Annotated in this window: 12 protein-coding genes; 1 reads left to right on the top strand and 11 read right to left on the bottom strand. The window is 67.7% G+C overall.

Annotation, left to right across the window (positions count from 1 at the left end; translation table 11 throughout):
* Positions 1-156 precede the first annotated feature (156 nt).
* The 9 genes from typA to AVMA1855_RS15425 form a co-directional block, all read right to left on the bottom strand.
* Complete coding sequence (gene typA, locus AVMA1855_RS15465; protein WP_272568713.1) at positions 157-1977, bottom strand: translational GTPase TypA; 1821 nt, start codon at positions 1975-1977, stop codon at positions 157-159.
* The gene (truB, locus tag AVMA1855_RS15460; RefSeq protein ID WP_284426385.1) at positions 1974-2963 is read right to left on the bottom strand and encodes a tRNA pseudouridine(55) synthase TruB; all 990 of its coding nucleotides are present in this window, start codon (positions 2961-2963) and stop codon (positions 1974-1976) included. Before truB ends, typA begins: the two co-directional genes overlap by 4 nt.
* A gap of 89 nt (positions 2964-3052) precedes the next feature.
* Positions 3053-3424, bottom strand: a complete 372-nt coding sequence (rbfA, locus tag AVMA1855_RS15455; RefSeq protein WP_272568711.1) for a 30S ribosome-binding factor RbfA — start codon at positions 3422-3424, stop codon at positions 3053-3055.
* 15 nt (positions 3425-3439) lie between these two features.
* Complete coding sequence (gene infB, locus AVMA1855_RS15450; RefSeq protein ID WP_272568710.1) at positions 3440-6289, bottom strand: translation initiation factor IF-2; 2850 nt, start codon at positions 6287-6289, stop codon at positions 3440-3442.
* Positions 6290-6312: 23 nt separating this feature from the next.
* A complete protein-coding gene (gene nusA, locus AVMA1855_RS15445; protein ID WP_272568708.1) occupies positions 6313-7797 on the bottom strand; it encodes a transcription termination factor NusA in 1485 nt (494 codons plus the stop codon).
* Positions 7798-7873: 76 nt separating this feature from the next.
* Positions 7874-8464 carry a ribosome maturation factor RimP gene (gene rimP / locus AVMA1855_RS15440; protein ID WP_272568705.1) on the bottom strand — a complete coding sequence of 197 codons (591 nt, stop codon included), beginning with the start codon at positions 8462-8464 and terminating at the stop codon, positions 7874-7876.
* Between the two features lie 252 nt (positions 8465-8716).
* Positions 8717-9097, bottom strand: a complete 381-nt coding sequence (locus tag AVMA1855_RS15435) for a thioredoxin family protein (protein ID WP_284426378.1) — start codon at positions 9095-9097, stop codon at positions 8717-8719.
* A 17-nt stretch (positions 9098-9114) separates the two neighbouring features.
* Positions 9115-10398, bottom strand: coding sequence for a c-type cytochrome (locus AVMA1855_RS15430; RefSeq protein ID WP_284426377.1), 1284 nt, complete (start codon positions 10396-10398; stop codon positions 9115-9117).
* A complete protein-coding gene (locus tag AVMA1855_RS15425; RefSeq protein ID WP_284426376.1) occupies positions 10395-11162 on the bottom strand; it encodes a c-type cytochrome in 768 nt (255 codons plus the stop codon). Before AVMA1855_RS15425 ends, AVMA1855_RS15430 begins: the two co-directional genes overlap by 4 nt.
* A 184-nt stretch (positions 11163-11346) precedes the next feature.
* Between AVMA1855_RS15425 and AVMA1855_RS15420 the strand changes: the two genes are divergently transcribed.
* The gene (locus AVMA1855_RS15420; protein ID WP_284426375.1) at positions 11347-12807 is read left to right on the top strand and encodes an aminotransferase-like domain-containing protein; all 1461 of its coding nucleotides are present in this window, start codon (positions 11347-11349) and stop codon (positions 12805-12807) included.
* 78 nt (positions 12808-12885) lie between these two features.
* Here AVMA1855_RS15420 and AVMA1855_RS15415 read toward each other — a convergent pair whose 3' ends face one another.
* Entirely contained in the window at positions 12886-14979 is a 2094-nt protein-coding gene (locus tag AVMA1855_RS15415; protein WP_284426384.1) for an alpha/beta hydrolase domain-containing protein, read from the bottom strand.
* A 186-nt stretch (positions 14980-15165) separates the two neighbouring features.
* A complete protein-coding gene (locus tag AVMA1855_RS15410) occupies positions 15166-16206 on the bottom strand; it encodes a Bug family tripartite tricarboxylate transporter substrate binding protein (protein ID WP_284426374.1) in 1041 nt (346 codons plus the stop codon).
* Positions 16207-16273 lie beyond the last annotated feature (67 nt).

Raw genomic sequence — 16273 nt, 5'->3', positions numbered from 1 at the left:
CGAGCAGCGGCCCCACCTGTCCCTAGAATACAAAACGCCCGATGCGGTGCACCGGGCGTCTCTTGCAAGCCAATTACGGCTAGGGTTCAGTCCCGCATAGGTGTCAACCTATTCCAGGACGGGTCACAGCGGTGGGAGGCGAAACCCCCTCACCGATCAGCGGCCGGCGCGCTTGCGCTCGTTTTCCGTCAGGAAGCGCTTGCGCAGGCGCACGCTCTTGGGCGTGATCTCGACCAGTTCGTCGTCCTCGATGAACTCTACGCCGTATTCCAGCGTGAGGTCGATCGGGGGCGTGATCTTGATCGCGTCTTCCTTGCCGGAGACGCGGAAGTTGGTCAGCTGCTTGGTGCGCGTCGCGTTCACGATCAGGTCGTTGTCGCGGCTGTGGATGCCGACGATCATGCCTTCGTACACCGGATCGTTCGCCTTCACGAACATGCGGCCGCGGTCGTCCAGCTTGCCCAGGGCGTAGGTGAAGATTTCACCGTCGTCCATGGAGATCAGCACGCCGTTCTTGCGGCCGCCGATGGCGCCCTTGTGCGGTTCGTAGCTGTCGAAGATGTTGGAGATCAGGCCCGAGCCGCGCGTCAGGTTCAGGAATTCGTTGGTGAAACCGATCAGGCCACGGGCCGGAATACGGTACTCCAGGCGCACGCGGCCACGGCCGTCCGACTCCATGTTCACCAGTTCGCCCTTGCGCTCGCCCAGGGCCTGCATCACGCCGCCCTGGTGGGTTTCTTCGATGTCGGCCGTCACCAGCTCGATCGGCTCGTGCTTTTCGCCGTTGATGTCGCGGAACACCACGCGCGGCTTGGACACGGCCAGTTCATAGCCTTCGCGGCGCATGTTTTCCAGCAGGATGGTCAAGTGCAGTTCGCCACGGCCCATCACCTCGAAGATGCCTTCTTCGTCGGTTTCCTTCACGCGCAGGGCCACGTTGTGCTGCAGCTCCTTTTGCAGGCGGTCCCAGATCTGGCGGCTGGTCACGAACTTGCCTTCGCGGCCGGCCAGGGGCGAGGTGTTCACGCAGAAGTTCATGGTCAGCGTGGGCTCGTCCACCTTGAGCATGGGCAGCGGTGCGGGGTTGGAGGGGTCGGTCACGGTCACGCCGATGCCGATGTCCTCGATGCCGTTGATCAGCACGATGTCGCCCGGGCCGGCCAGGGGCGTCTGCATGCGGTCCAGGCCCTGGAAGGTCAGCACCTGGTTGATGCGGCCCTTGACGCTCTTGCCCTCGGGGCCTTCCATCACCAGCACGTCCTGGCCGGGCTTCACGGTGCCCTGGCTGATGCGGCCCACGCCGATGCGGCCCACGAAGGTGGAGAAATCGAGCGCCGAGATCTGCAGCTGCAGCGGAGCGGTCGGGTCACCCGAGTTCGGGGGCACGTGCTTGAGGATGGTGTTGAACAGGGCCGACATATCGGGGCCCCACTGCTCGCCGGGAGCGCCTTCTTCCAGCGAGGACCAGCCATTGATGCCCGAGGCATACACCACGGGGAAGTCGAGCTGCTCGTCGGTCGCGCCCAGCTTGTCGAACAGGTCGAACGCGGCGTTCACCACCTTGTCGGGGTTGGCACCGGGCTTGTCCACCTTGTTCACGACCAGGATCGGGCGCAGGCCCAGGGCCAGGGCCTTCTTGGTCACGAAACGCGTCTGGGGCATGGGGCCCTCTTGCGCGTCGATCAGCAGCACCACGCTGTCCACCATGGACAGGGCACGTTCCACTTCGCCACCGAAGTCCGCGTGGCCCGGGGTGTCGACGATGTTGATGTGCGTGCCTTCCCAGCTCACGGCGCAGTTCTTGGCCAGGATGGTGATGCCCCGCTCTTTTTCGATGGCGTTGTTGTCCATCACGGTATCGACGACCTTTTCGTGGTCGGCGAAGGTGCCGGACTGGCGCAGCAGTTGGTCGACCATGGTGGTTTTGCCGTGGTCAACGTGCGCGATGATGGCGATATTGCGGATTTGTTTGCTCATAGTGCTTCCAATATGCCGCGCTCTACCTGCGGCGTGCTTTCTAGAATCTGTTGAATTTCCAAGGGGCTCAGGAGCCGGTCGGGCACCAGTTCACCCGCAGTGGTGTGGCCCACGCCCAGCAGGGCATGGGGATCGTCTCCGAAGACCGCGACCGCGGGCGCATCGGGCCAGGGGCCGCGGCGGCGCACGCCGGACAGGAACCGCCCGGCATTCTCGCTGTCCAGCGTGACACGCACATGCTGTGCCAGCAGGATCTCGGCGGGGTGCACGCAGGCCATGCGCTCCCCCTCGTCCATCGCCTCCAGCGCGGCGAGCGTGACGCAGCGCTCCACGCCCAGCCCGCCGGTGTCGATGCGCCGCAGGAACGTGAGGTGCGCGCCGCAACCGAGCGCGGCACCGATGTCCTCGCCCAGCGTGCGGATGTAGGTGCCCTTGCTGCAGGTCACTATTATTTTGATAGCAGAACGCCCTAGTACTTCTTGCACTGGAGCCAGTTTCAATGCATGGATGACCACGTCGCGCGCCTCGCGCTCCACGGCAATGCCGGCGCGTGCGTACTCGTACAGCGCCTTGCCGTCTTTCTTGAGCGCGCTGTGCATGGGCGGCACCTGGCGGATCGGTCCCGTGAACTGGCGTTGCACCTCGGCCAGGCGCTCGGGCGCGAGCTGCGCCGGATCGACCTCGCGCTGCGCCAGCACCTCGCCCTCGGCGTCGCCGGTGGTGGTAGTCGTCCCCAGCAGGGCGATGGCCTCGTAGGTCTTGGGGGCGTCCAGCTGCAGCTGACTGAACTTGGTCGCCGCGCCGAAGCACAGCGGCAGCACGCCCGTGGCGAGGGGATCGAGCGTACCGGTGTGGCCTGCCTTCTCCGCCCGCAGCAGCCACTTGGCCTTCTGCAGGGCATCGTTGCTCGACAGGCCCAGCGGTTTATCGAGCAGCAGCACGCCATGCACCGGACGCCGCTGGATGCGGGTGCGCGGCGCGCGCACCGCACCGCCACGCGGCCCGTTCGCTGCGTGCAAATCGCTGCCCCCCAAGGGGGCACTCGCTCCCTGGGGCGGCCCGTCGGTATGCATGCTCAGTCTTCTTGGGCGCGCGAAGAAACCGCCTTGGCGATCAAGGCGTTCATGTCGGCCGCACGCTCGGTGGTGCGGTCGAACACGAAGTGCAGCGTGGGCACGGTGTGGATGTGCAGGCGCTTGAACAGGCCGTTGCGCAGGAAGCCCGCAGCCTGGTTCAGCGCCACCTGCGTGGCTTCGGGGTCACCGATCAGCACGCTGAAGAAGACCTTGGCATGCGCGTAGTCGGGAGTCACCTCCACAGCCTGCAGCGTCACCATGCCCACGCGCGGATCTTTCAATTCGCGCGCGATCAACTCCGTCAGATCGCGCTGGATCTGATCGGCGACCTTGAAGCCGCGGTTGGGGGTGGAGGATTTCTTCGCAGCCATGTCGAGCCCCGGGCCTTACAGCGTCCGCGCGATTTCCTTGATGTCGAAGAACTCCAGCTGATCACCTTCTTTGATGTCGTTGTAGTTCTTGAGCTTGATACCGCACTCGAAGCCTTCCTTGACTTCCTTGACATCGTCCTTGAGGCGCTTGACCGAGTCGACTTCGCCCGTGTAGACCACCACGTTGTCGCGCAGCAGGCGGAAGCGTGCGTTGCGATGGACCATGCCCGAGGTGATGTACGAACCGGCAATCGTGCCGATCTTCGTGGCCACGAACACCGTGCGGATCTCGGCCGTGCCGATGACTTCCTCGCGCTGCTCGGGGGCCAGCATGCCGGACATGGCGACCTTCAGCTCGTCCACGGCGTCATAGATGATGCTGTAGTAGTGCAGATCGACGCCGTTGCTCTCGGCCGTCTTGCGCGCGCCGGCATCGGCACGCACGTTGAAGCCGATCACGATGGCCTTGGAGGCGATCGCCAGGTTGATGTCGGACTCGCTGATACCGCCCACGCCCGCATACACGAGCTGGACCTTGATCTCGTCCGTGGACAGCTTGAGCAGCGACTGCGACAGCGCTTCCTGCGAACCCTGCACGTCGGCCTTGACGATGATGGGCAGGTACTTGACCTCGCCCGCCGTCATGTCGGCGAACATGTTCTCCAGCTTGGCGGCTTGCTGCTTGGCCAGCTTGGTGTTGCGGAACTTGCCGGCGCGGTAGGTGGCGATTTCGCGGGCCCGGCGTTCGTCGCCCAGCACCATGAATTCGTCGCCGGCCTGCGGCACTTCCGTCAGGCCCTGGATTTCCACCGGGATCGACGGGCCGGCCGATTTGGCGACCTTGCCGTTTTCGTCCAGCATGGCGCGCACGCGGCCGTAGGTCTGGCCTGCCAGCACCACGTCGCCGACCTTCAGCGTACCGGACTGCACCAGCACCGTGGCCACGGGGCCGCGGCCCTTGTCCAACTCGGCTTCGATCACGAGGCCCTTGGCCATCGCATCGACCGGGGCGCGCAGTTCCAGCACTTCGGCCTGCAGCAGCACCTGCTCCAGCAGGTCGTCGATGCCCATGCCGGTCTTGGAGGACACGGGCACGAAAGGCGAATCGCCACCGTACTCTTCGGGTACGACCTGCTCGGCCACCAGTTCCTGCTTGACGCGGTCGGGGTTGGCATCGGGCTTGTCGGACTTGGTGATCGCGACCACCATGGGCACACCGGCCGCCTTCGCGTGCTTGATGGCTTCCTTGGTCTGCGGCATGACGCCGTCGTCGGCCGCCACCACCAGGATGACGATGTCGGTGGCCTGCGCACCGCGGGCCCGCATGGCGGTGAATGCCTCGTGGCCCGGGGTGTCCAGGAACGAGATCATGCCGCGCGGCGTTTCCACGTGGTAGGCGCCGATGTGCTGCGTGATGCCGCCGGCTTCGCCCGCGGCCACCTTGGCACGGCGGATGTAGTCCAGCAGCGAGGTCTTGCCGTGGTCCACGTGGCCCATGACGGTGACCACCGGAGCGCGCCAGACCGATTCGGCCTGGGCACCCGCCACGTCGTCGTTGGTGAAGGCTTCCGGATCGTCCAGCGCCGCCACCACGGCCTTGTGGCCCATTTCTTCCACCACGATCATGGCGGTGTCCTGGTCCAGCGGCTGGTTGATGGTGACCATCTGGCCCATCTTCATCAGCGCCTTGATGACCTCGGACGCCTTGATCGACATCTTGTGCGCGAGCTCGGACACCGTGATGGTTTCGGGCACGTGCACTTCGATGATGCGGGCTTCCACCGGAGCGGATTGCTGGTGATGGTGGTCGTCGCGCTCGTTGCGGCGGCCACGGGGACCCCCGCGCCAGTTGTTGCGGCCCACGCCGCCACTGCTGTCGCCGCGCGTCTTGATTTCCTTCTTCTTGGCAGGATCGCCGGCCCAGCTGGACGACAGCTTGGCGGACTTGACCTCCTTGTTGCCGCCTGCGGGCGCGGCCGGTGCACGGGCACCGGGCGCAGCGGCCGGCTTGTGCAGCGTGCCCTTCTTGGCATCGGCACCGGCGGGCTTGGCGGCCGCGGGAGCCGGCTTGGGCTCCTCGGGCTTCTTGGCCACGAGCACCTTCTTGGGCGCAGCCATCATGGCTCGGATCGCCTCGGCTTCGGCCAGGGCCTTGCGGCGGCGTTCGTCCAGATCGACGGCGCGCGCGGTTTCCTCGGCCGCACGGGCCTTGGACTCCTCTTCGGCCTTGGCGCGGGCTTCGGCCTGGGCGGCCTGGCGTGCACTGGCTTCCGCCGCCTGCTCGCGAGAGGCCTCCTGCTTTTCCGCCTGCATCTGGGCCTTGCGGCTTTGCTCTTGCGCGGCGTAGGCGGCAGCACGCTCTTCGGCTTCGCGCTCGCGCTGTTCGCGGGCTTCCCGCTCGCGGCGCTTTTCGTTCAGCTCGGCTTCCTGGTGACCGATCAGCTCGGCCTGGCGGCGCGCTTCCTCTTCGCGGCGCACGAGGTCCTGCGATTCCGGAGACATCACGGTTTCCGCGGCTTCGGCAGCCTCGTCGGAGCCGGCGTCGGAGGCGCCCTCGCCTCCTTCGTCGCGCTTGATGAAAGTGCGCTTCTTGCGCACTTCCACCTGGATCGTGCGCGCCTTGCCGGTGGCGTCGGCCTGCTTGATCTCGCTGGTGGATTTTTTCGTCAAGGTGATCTTCTTGCGATCGGCCGAGGCGGTGCCGTGGCTGGCCTGCAGGAAGGCCAGCAGCTTTTGCTTGTCCGTTTCGGTCAAGGCATCGGTCGGGGCGGCCTTGGCCACCCCGGCAGACTTGAGCTGGTCGAGCAGGGTTTCTGGCGATTTCTTGAGTTCAGTGGCGAACTCGGCGACTGTGTTACTGGACATATTTGGTTCGTACCTCCCCTGACCTACTCTTGCCCCGCGAACCAATGTTCGCGCGCCTTCATGATCAAGGCTTTGGCATCTTCTTCAGACTGGCCGGTCAGGGCGGTCAGTTCGTCAAGGCCTAAGTCGGCCAGATCATCCCGGGTGTTCACGCCGCCTTCGGCGAGCTTGCCGATCAACTCGGGCGTGAGGCCCTCGAGATCGCGCAGGTTCTGCGAAACGCCGTCCACGCTTTCCTCTCGGGCAATTTCCATGGTGAGCAGCGCATCCTTGGCGCGGGCACGCAGCTCGTTCACGGTTTCTTCGTCGAAGCTTTCGATCTCCAGCATTTCCTGCAGCGGCACGTAGGCCACCTCTTCGAGGCTGGCGAAGCCTTCCTCGATCAGGATGTTGGCGATTTCCTCGTCCACATCGAGCTTTTCCATGAACAGCTTGCGGGCCGTGTCGGTCTCGTTGGCCTGCTTTTGCGCACTTTCAGCCGCGTCCATGATGTTGATCTTCCAGCCCGTCAGGTCGGAAGCCAAGCGCACATTCTGGCCACCGCGGCCGATGGCGATGGCGAGGTTTTCCTCGTCCACCACCACGTCCATGGCGTGTTTCTCTTCGTCCACCACGATGGACGACACGTTGGCCGGCGCCAGCGCGCCGATCACGAACTGGGCGGGGTCTTCCGACCACAGCACGATGTCCACCCGCTCGCCGGCCAGCTCGTTGGTGACGGCGTTGACACGCGTGCCACGCACGCCCACGCAGGTGCCGATGGGATCGACGCGCTTGTCGTGCGACAGCACCGCGATCTTGGCGCGGCTGCCGGCATCGCGTGCGCAGCTCTTGATCTCCAGCAGGCCCTGCTCGATCTCGGGCACTTCGTTGCGGAACAGCTCGATCATGAACTCTGGCGCCGAGCGCGAGAGGATGATGGGCGCACCGCGCAGCGTGAGGTCGACTTCCATGATCATGGCGCGCACACGGTCGCCATTGCGAAGGTTTTCCTTGGGGATCATCTCGGAGCGGCGCAGGCGGCCTTCCACCCGGCCCGACTCGACGATGATGTCGCCCTTGTCCATGCGCTTGACGGTGCCGGTGAAGATCTTTTCGCCGCGCGACATGAAGTCGTTGAGCAGCATCTCGCGCTCGGCGTCGCGGATCTTCTGCAGGATGACCTGCTTGGCCGCCATGGCGCCGATGCGGCCGATGGGCACGGAATCGACGCCTTCTTCGATGAATTCACCCACTTCGATGTCGGCGATGCGCTCGCGGGCATCCATCAGCAACTCTTCGGCTTCGGGGTTCTGCAGACCGGCGTCGTCGGGCACGACGAGCCAGCGACGGAAAGTCTCGTAGTTGCCGCTGTCACGGTCGATGGCGACACGGATGTCCACTTCGCCTTGGTACAGCTTCTTCGTGGCCTGGGCAAGGGCCAATTCGACGGCGCCAAAGACCACATCGCGTTCCACGTTCTTCTCACGCGAAATGGCTTCGACCAACATCAACAGTTCGCGATTCATGCGACGACTCTCCTATTTTTCAATCTCTTGAAGGCCGCCGCGCCGCGCGCGCCAACCTTTGTATTCGTTCGGTGTGTCAGGCCTGGACCGGCCCGTCTTTGGACCCCCGCCCCTTGAAATCGACGATGGACGCCAGGCGCGCATCGCGCAGCTCGTCCAGCGTGAAACCCAGCGCTTGCAGCGGCGCCGGTACGCGTTTCTTGCTGACTCGCTGGCCAGGCTTCACGGGCGGCTCTTCGCTCCAGACGACCTGCCATCCACCGGCTTCGGTACGCTCCAGCGTGCCGCGGAATTTCTTGCGGTTGGCATTGACCTGACCGCCGCCAGCCTCGCCGATGGGCGCCTTGAGCGTGAGGTCCACCATGTGCCCGGTGAAACGGATGAAATCCTGCTCGTGGCGCAGAGGGCGATCGATGCCGGGCGAGGAGATCTCCAGCCGCTTGTACTCGACGCCATCCACTTCCAGCGCGAACTGCAGTTGCCGCGTGACCTTTTCGCAGTCTTCCACGGTGACGAACTGCTCGGGCAGCACGGGCTCGCCCTCCACGGGCGCCTGCCAGGGCAAATCGATGGTGATGCGCAGCAGGCCGCCGGCGGAGCGTTCGATCTCCACCAGGTCATAGCCCAGCCCGGTCACTGTTTGTTCAACGATCTGCTGCAATGCCACGTGTTGTTCTGTTCAGTATCCAGAAGTACAAAAAACCCGATAACCACCTAGGACCTTCCAGGGCAGCTTCGAGCTCCAAAAGCGAACGGCCAAAAAAAACGGGCGGTAGGTACCCGCCCGTTTGGTCGTGAAGATGCAATTGTAGCCTGTCGCGCGCCGCTTTGCAAAGGCGGCGGCATGCAATTTGCATTGGCGCCACAGGCGTCATGGCCGACCCTGCGGCGAGCGGGCAAAAAGCCCGGCGGCTCTCCGTTATCCACGGGCTGCGCGCACCCGTTCGATCAGCGCCTGGGCCTGCGGGTCCCGCGCTGCCGGAGGCTGGGATGCCAGGCTGTCGAGCAGCCGCGCCAGCACCCCGGACTGGGGCAGCAGCGGGCCGAGAAAGCGCGCGCCGGCCGGATCGGCGATGAGCAGGGTCGGAAAGGTTTCCACATCCAGATCGCCGGCCAGGTCTTCCTCGTCTTCGATGTCCACCCACACGAAGCGGGCCTGCGGATGGGCTTGCGCCACGGTGTCGAACACCGCACTGTACTCGCGGCACGCACCGCACCAGCCGGCGCACAGGCAGACGACCCACCAGCCGGCGTTCGCACTGGGGAAGAAGGTGTCGGGAGAGGCAGCCGGTGCGTGCATGGAAGGAAGGATGTGGCTCAGGGATGGCGCCCCTCGCGGGCGCGGTAGATCTCCATCGTACCCACACTGGCCGCCCTATTGCCCCAGGCGTTGCGAACATAGGTCGACACCGCCGCCACGTCGTCGTCGCCCAGCACGTGCCGGAACGGCGGCATGCCGTAGGGACGCGGGTTGCCGGCCGTGGTGGGCGGGTAGCCGCCCAGGAGCACCATGCGCACCAGATTGGTCGGGTTTTCCATGGTCGCGGCGCGGTTTCCCGCCAGTGCGGGAAAGGCCCCTGGCCGACCCTCGCCGCGGTCTCCGTGGCATTGCGCGCATTGTTGCGAATACACGGCGGCGCCGCGCTCCATGGCCGAAGCGGACGGGGGTGCCACCGCCGGCGCCGGGCGTTCGTGTGCGGGCAGCGCGCGCAGGTAGACCGCCATGGCGCCCAGATCGGCGTCGTTCAGGTACTGGGTGCTGCGGAACACCACCTCGGCCATGGGGCCGGTGAACGACCCGCGCGGCGCCACGCCGGTGCGCAGCAGCGCCACCACGTCTTCCTGCGGCCAGCCAGCCACACCCGCCTCGGCGGCGTGGTTGAGGGCCGGTGCATACCAGTTCTGCACGGGGATGAGCCCGCCGCGGAATGCCTGCGATTCGCTCGTCGCGCCGAAGGCGTTGCGCGGGCTGTGGCAGGCCGCGCAATGGCCCAGCCCCTGCACGAGGTAGGCCCCGCGGTTCCACTCGGCCGACTGCTGCGGATCGGGCACCAGCGTGCCGGGCCGGAAGAACAGCGCGCGCCAGCCGGCCAGCGCCGCCTGCGTGCTGAACGGGAATGCCAGCGCATGCGGCGTGTTGGTGCGCTGCACGGCCGGCAGGCTGCGCAGGTAGGCGTAGATAGCGTCGGAATCCTCGCGCGTGACGTGGGTGTAGTTGGGGTAGGGAAACGCGGGGTACAGCAGCCGGCCGTCCCGAGACCGGCCGTGGTGCATCGCGCGCCAGAACTCCGCCGCTGTCCAGTGCCCCAGGCCGGTTTCGGCGTCGGGCGTGAGGTTGCTGGCGAACACCACGCCGAACGGCGTCTCCACGCCCCGGCCTCCGGCGAACGGCGCCCCGCCCTGTGTGGTGTGGCACGACATGCAATTGCCCGCACGCGCCAGGTATTCGCCGCGCTGCACGGCCTGCGGCGCGGGCTGGGCCAGGGGCACGTCCTGCGGCGGCAAGGGCGTTTCGCCGCGCAGGTTCAGGTGCACCACCAAGGCGCACGCCAAGGCGCCCAGCAGCACCAGGCCGGCCAGCCCTTTCAGCGCGCGCTTCATCGCAAGCCCCCCGATGCGCCCGTGCCGGCAGCGGCCACGCCGCCGCAGGGCATCGGCAGCCGGCCGGGCAAGGCAGCGGCAGGCCGAGCATCGGCGGGCACGGCCTGTGCGGACAGCCAGGCAGTGACCGCGCTCACGTCTTCAGGTGCGAGCTGGCGGGCCACATGGGCCATGCAATCGGGCGCCTGGGCACGCCGCTGGCCGGTCTGCCAGGCGCCAATCTGGCTGTTGAGGTAGTCGCGCGGCAATCCCAGCAGGCCCGGAATCGCCGGTGCCACGCCGGTCATGGCGGCCCCATGGCACTGCACGCAGGCCGGAATGCCCAGCGCCGCATCCCCCTGGCGCACCAGCGTGCGCCCGCGCTCCAGGGCCGCAGGAGTCGCCTGGGTCGGGGGCGGCGGCGTGTAGGGCAGGTCCAGCGCGGCGAAATGCGCGGCGATCTCGCGCAGGTAGTCGTCGGTCATGTGCTCCAGCAGGTAGGCCATTTGCGGATAGCTGCGGCGGCCGTCCCGAAAATTGAGCAGTTGGTGGTAGAGGTAGCCCGCCGGCTTGCCGGCGATGCGCGGAAAGTAGCCCTCCTGGGTGGCGCGCCCTTCCCGGCCGTGGCAGGCGGTGCAGGCCAGCACGCGGTCGCCCAGGGCAGGAGCGGCCGGCCCGTCGGCAGGGGCCGCCGCGGTGGACGGCCCCGCCGCCGTCAGCAGCGCCAGCAGCGACACAAGGGTCGGCAAGGCCAGGCGCCCGGCCCGGCGTGCGGTTTCATTCATGGGGGATCCGTTCGGACGTGGGAATGCAGCGGGTCTGCCATGGTGCGACTCTACGCACCCCGTGCAAAACAGTACAGATTCAGTTTGCCGCTAAAAATACGGATCAGTTGCATGCCGTCCACGCCGCCACGGTCCGTCCACGCCGCCACGGTCCATCCACCCCCTCCCCGGTTCGCTCCCGTCCATGAAACGCTACGAACGCCACGCCGACGCCCTCGCCCAGTTGATCCACAGCGGCGCCCTGCGCGCGGGCGACCGCATGCCTTCGGTGCGGGAAACCAGCCGGGCCCGGGGCATCAGCCCATCGACCGTGTTCGCGGCCTACGACCTGCTGGAAGCGCAGGGCCTGGTGCATGCACGGCCGCGCTCGGGCTACTACGTGAGCCACCGGCAGCCGTCCGCCACGGACCGCGTCCCGGCCGAGCCCCAGCCTTCGGCGCCGCACGACGGCTCGCGCGGCGTGGAGATCAGCGACTTGGTGTTCGATGTGCTGGGATCGGCGCGCGACCCGCACCTGGTGCCGCTCGGGTCGGCGTTTCCGGGCCCTGAACTCTTTCCGCTGGCGCGCCTGGCGCGCTGCCTGTCCAGCGGCATGCGCCGGCTGGACCCGGCCGCCATCGTGCAGAACCTGGCGCCGGGCGACGAGCGGCTGCGCCAGCAAATCGCGCTGCGCTACGGCCTGCACGGCATGGCGGTGGATGCGGCCGAGATCGTGACCACCAACGGCGCGATGGAGGCGCTCAACCTGTGCCTGGAGGCCATCACGCAGCCGGGCGACATCGTGGTGCTGGAGTCGCCCACCTTCTACGCGGCGCTGCAGGCGCTGGAGCGGCTGCGGCTGCGCGCGGTGGAGATCACCACCCACCCGCGCGAAGGCATCGACCTGGGCGCCCTGGAACGCGCGCTGCGCGCGCACCCCGTCAAGGCCTGCTGGCTGATGCCCACGTTCCAGAACCCGCTGGGCAGCACCCTGCCCGAGGAGCGCAAAGCGGCGCTGGTGGCGCTGCTGGCCCGCCACGGCGTGCCGCTGATCGAGGACGACGTGTATGGCGAGCTGCACTTCGCCCCGCGCCGCCCGCCGCCGGCCAAGGCCTTCGACACCGGGGGCCAGGTGCTGCACTGCAGCTCGTTCAGCAAATGCCTGGCGCCCGGCTACCGCGTGGGCTGGGTGGCCGCGGGCCGCTTTGCCGGCGCGGTGCAGCGGTTGAAGCTGATGACCACGCTCTCGACCGCCACGCCGTCGCAGCAGGCGCTGTCGGAATATCTGGACCAGGGCGGCTACGACCGGCACCTGCGCCAGTTGCGCGGCACGCTGGCGCGCCAGCAGGCGCGCGCACGGGCGCTGATCGCCGCGCACTTTCCGCCGGGCACGCGCGTGTCGCGGCCGGACGGCGGGTATTTCCTGTGGGTGGAGCTGCCCCAGTCCGTGGATGCCCTGGCCCTGCACCGCGCGGCGCTGAGCCGGGGCATCAGCCTGGCACCGGGGCACCTCTTTTCCACCGACCGGCGCTTCTCGCACTGCGTGCGCATCAACTGCGGCCACCCGGCCGTGGCGCGCTTCGACGAGGCCCTGCGCACCGTGGGCGCACTGGCCGGCGCGCTGTGCCGGGGCGGGTCCCCCGACGCCGCTACCGATTGCTATTAAATCAATAGCAATGGAGGCAATGATGACTAGGGCATCGGCACTTTTTCTTTCAAACCGCCGCCCCGCCATCCTTCCGCGTCAGGGAAGCACGGAAGACGCTCTGGCCCTGGACACCAGCGCATCCGCATCGCGCCGCAGCAGCAGGCGCCCCGCCACCAGTGCATCGGCCGCCTGGGTAACAGCAGCCACGTAGCCGGCCTGCGTGCCGTACAGCTCTTCCAACGACGGCCGCGCATCGCCCGCCGCCAGCCGCGCGGCGCGCGTCTTGTGGAAGGGAATGAAGCTGCCGGTGAGGTTGGACAGATCGGTGATGCCCGGCGTGGCCACGTAGTTGAACTCGATGCTCGTGCCCAGCGGGGCGCGCGCTTCCACGCTCTGGATGCCGGCGCGGGCCAGGCCGGTGGACGGGTCCACCTGCGGCACCAGGATGGCGTAGTCGCGGCCCACGGCGCGCGGCGGCTGCAGCGTGGCGATGCCGGACTCGTCCTGCGGCACGTACTGCGGCCCGAAGTCCAGCAGCGAGAAGCCGTTGTAGCGCGCCAGGTAGTCGAACGCCGGGATGGCGGTCGGCGTGCCGCCCACGCTCCAAGTCAATCCCCGCATGGCCGGATACACGAGCTTCGCGGGCGGCACCAGCGTGCCGTCGGCGACCTTGGGCACCTGGCTGGCTGGCGGCTCGGTGCCGCGCACCACCCAGTCTTCCAGCGCGATGAACAGCGCGCGGAAGGTGTCGGTGAAGTGCACCACCGTGCCGGCCGGATAGACATTGCGCGTGGGCGTGTAGCTGATGCTCTCGGTGCCGCCCGTGCCGCCGTGCTGCGTGCTGGCGTAGTAGTAGATGCGCGCATTGGCGGGCTGGGCGAGGTCGCGCAGGCCGTTGGCATCCGTCAGCACCGGCGAGCCCTGCAGTTGCCAGAACTCGGTGCCCGACAGGCCCAGGAAGAACTTCGGGCAGGTGTCGGTGGCCGCGCAGCGCTTCATCACGCCGCCTTGCCGGCCGCTCACCTCGTCGCGGTAGTCCTTGTCCAGCCCGCGCGGCGCCGTCTGGCCGAAGGCCGTGTGGTCGGTGCGCAGCCCACCGCCGCCGCCCGGCACGGCAAAGCGCGTGTTGATGTGGGTCTGGCGCGCGGCCACGTGGGCGAACATGCCGTCGAACACCTTGCCGCCGCGCAGCGACTGGTTGAAGCCCAGGTGCAGGAAGGTCTTCATCGCGTTGCCCGACTGCGAGGTTCCCTGCCCCAGCGTGGACTGGATGCGGCCGGCGACCGGGTTGGCCCGGCCGTCGGCATCGGCCGCCGCGCTGCGGAAAAAGCTCACCGTGTCGCGCAGCGCCGCCAGGCCCACGCCCATGACCTTGGGGTCTTTCGCCACATAGACCAGCTCATACAGGTACTGCGGATCGAAGCCGCCCTGCAGGCACACGCTGGCCGGGCTGGGCGTGCCCGGGAACGGGTTGGCGGCCGCATCGCAGGTGGCGAACTTCCACTGGCCCGCGGGCACGGGCTCGCGCGCATCGGTTTCGTTGCGCCGGCGGGTGAGCGAATAGCCGGGCTGGGTGTTGTCCAGGCTGGCGGGCTCGTACGGAATCATGGTGCCGTTGAACACGCCGCCCGGCAGCGCCATGGCGGGCACGGCGGCCGTGGGCACGAGTTCGGTGCGATACGGGCCGGTGATAGTGCTGCCGTCCTTGTTCCGGGCCACGGGCACCGTCACGGTCAGGCGTGCGGGTGTGCTCTTGGGCACATCGCCCTGCCAGGCCGAATACAGCATCACGTAGCCCCGCTCGAAGTACACCGCATCGCCCGGCGTCGCGGCCGGGTTGGGCTGCGTGAGGATGTTGCCGCGGTTGGGCGCGTCGTAGCGCAGCACGCCGCTGGCGCGGGCCATGTCCTTGGGCTTGAGCATCACGAAGTCGGCGCTGTACTCCACCATGCCGCGCGCATTGACGGGGGCCAGCTGCAGGTCCTGGATCACCGCATTGCGCGGGTCGGCGGGATCGACCTCGCCGCGCAGGGTGCCGGTCAGTTTCTCGTAGGCGCCCACGCTGCCGTAGGTGCCCGCCACATCCTCGGTGGCCGTGATGGACAGGCGCATCTGCGGGGCGGAGGCCGCGGGCGGGGAATCGCTGCCGCCGCAGGCGGCCAGCAGCGCCGCGGCCAGCACGGGCGCCATGGCGCGCAGCCGGGGGCGACCCAGCGGGGAAATCGCGAAGGACGGGAATGTCATGGTCTTGTCTCCGGAAGGTTCTTGGGTGTTGTCGTCGGTACAGGGCAAGGCTGCGCCCACCCCGCCGTGCGCTGCGGCGGGGACGTGCGCGCCTTCAGGGCGCGGCCCGATGGGCCGTGAGGGGGCTAAAACCTATTCGGGCTGAATGCCCGCGGCCTTGATGACCTGGCCCCATTTCTGAGTTTCGGCGGCCTGGAACTTCGCGAGTTCGTCGGAGGTGGTGGTCCAGGCCTCGGAGCCCGCCATGTCGTAGAACGACTGGGCCGCCGCGCTCTTGGTGGCCTGCCAGAGCAGTTCGTTGAGCCGCGCCACCACGGGGGCCGGCGTGCCCGCCGGCACATAGGCGGCGAACCAGTAGCCCATGTCGTAGCCCTTCACGCCGGCCTCCTCAATGGTGGGCACGTCGGGCAGTTGCGCACCGCGCTTTTTCGTCGAATAGCCCAGCGCGCGCAGCTTGCCGGCCTTGATCTGCGGCACGCCCGTGGAGGTGTCGGTGATCATCAGATCGATCTGCCCGCCCAGCAGGTCGGTGATGGCCAGGGGATTGCTCTTGTAGGGCACATGCAGGATGTCCACGCCGGCCAGTTGCTTGAGCATCTCCCCCGCGACGCGGCTGGACGAACTGCCGCTGCCGAAGCTGAGCTTGCCCGGGCTCTTCTTGGCCGCCGCGATCAGCTCGCCCACGTTCTTGTAGGGCGCCGCGGCGTTCACCACCAGCACCTGGCCGCCCTTGCCCAGGCCGGTGACCGGCACGAAATCCTTCACCGGGTCATAGGACAGCTTTTTGTACAGGTGCTCGTTGGCGGCGTGCGTGGTGTTGGTGGTGATGAGCACCGTGTAGCCGTCCGGCGCGGCCTTGGCCACGGCCTGCGCGGCGATCATGCCGCTGGCGCCGGCCTTGTTGTCCACCACCACCGCCTGCTTGGTGTCGGTGGTGACGGACTGGCCGATGGCGCGCGCGAGCTGGTCGGTAGCACTGCCCGCCGCGAACGGCACGACGAAGGTGATGGGCTTGGACGGATAGGCCGGGGCCTGGGCAGCGGCCGGCCCGGCCACTGCCAGGCCCAGAACCGCCGCCACGATGGCGGCAAGCGCATGGCAGCGCGAGGCATGCCGGTGCGAGACATGCCGGTGCGGCTCGGGGCGAGGCTGGGGTTGGAAAAAGGGGTTCATGTCGTCTCCTGTGTGGTTATGGAAAAAGCGATGCAGGACCGCAGGCCCAGCGCATGGCCGGCTGCGG

This window comes from Acidovorax sp. SUPP1855 (assembly GCF_030158955.1).
Lineage (GTDB): Bacteria > Pseudomonadota > Gammaproteobacteria > Burkholderiales > Burkholderiaceae_C > Paracidovorax.
Note: the sequence above shows the minus strand (reverse complement) of the source record. Positions and strands in the feature narration are given on the sequence as shown.

What these genes read in the sequence shown, in the direction of transcription:
- infB (WP_272568710.1), bottom strand. Translation starts at nt 6,289, where the DNA reads ATGTCCAGTAACACAGTCGCCGAGTTCGCCACTGAACTCAAGAAATCG.
- rbfA (WP_272568711.1), bottom strand. Translation starts at nt 3,424, where the DNA reads ATGGCTGCGAAGAAATCCTCCACCCCCAACCGCGGCTTCAAGGTCGCC.
- AVMA1855_RS15420 (WP_284426375.1), top strand. Translation starts at nt 11,347, where the DNA reads ATGAAACGCTACGAACGCCACGCCGACGCCCTCGCCCAGTTGATCCAC.
- AVMA1855_RS15435 (WP_284426378.1), bottom strand. Translation starts at nt 9,097, where the DNA reads ATGCACGCACCGGCTGCCTCTCCCGACACCTTCTTCCCCAGTGCGAAC.
- nusA (WP_272568708.1), bottom strand. Translation starts at nt 7,797, where the DNA reads ATGAATCGCGAACTGTTGATGTTGGTCGAAGCCATTTCGCGTGAGAAG.
- AVMA1855_RS15430 (WP_284426377.1), bottom strand. Translation starts at nt 10,398, where the DNA reads ATGAAGCGCGCGCTGAAAGGGCTGGCCGGCCTGGTGCTGCTGGGCGCC.
- typA (WP_272568713.1), bottom strand. Translation starts at nt 1,977, where the DNA reads ATGAGCAAACAAATCCGCAATATCGCCATCATCGCGCACGTTGACCAC.
- AVMA1855_RS15410 (WP_284426374.1), bottom strand. Translation starts at nt 16,206, where the DNA reads ATGAACCCCTTTTTCCAACCCCAGCCTCGCCCCGAGCCGCACCGGCAT.
- AVMA1855_RS15415 (WP_284426384.1), bottom strand. Translation starts at nt 14,979, where the DNA reads ATGGCGCCCGTGCTGGCCGCGGCGCTGCTGGCCGCCTGCGGCGGCAGC.
- AVMA1855_RS15425 (WP_284426376.1), bottom strand. Translation starts at nt 11,162, where the DNA reads ATGAATGAAACCGCACGCCGGGCCGGGCGCCTGGCCTTGCCGACCCTT.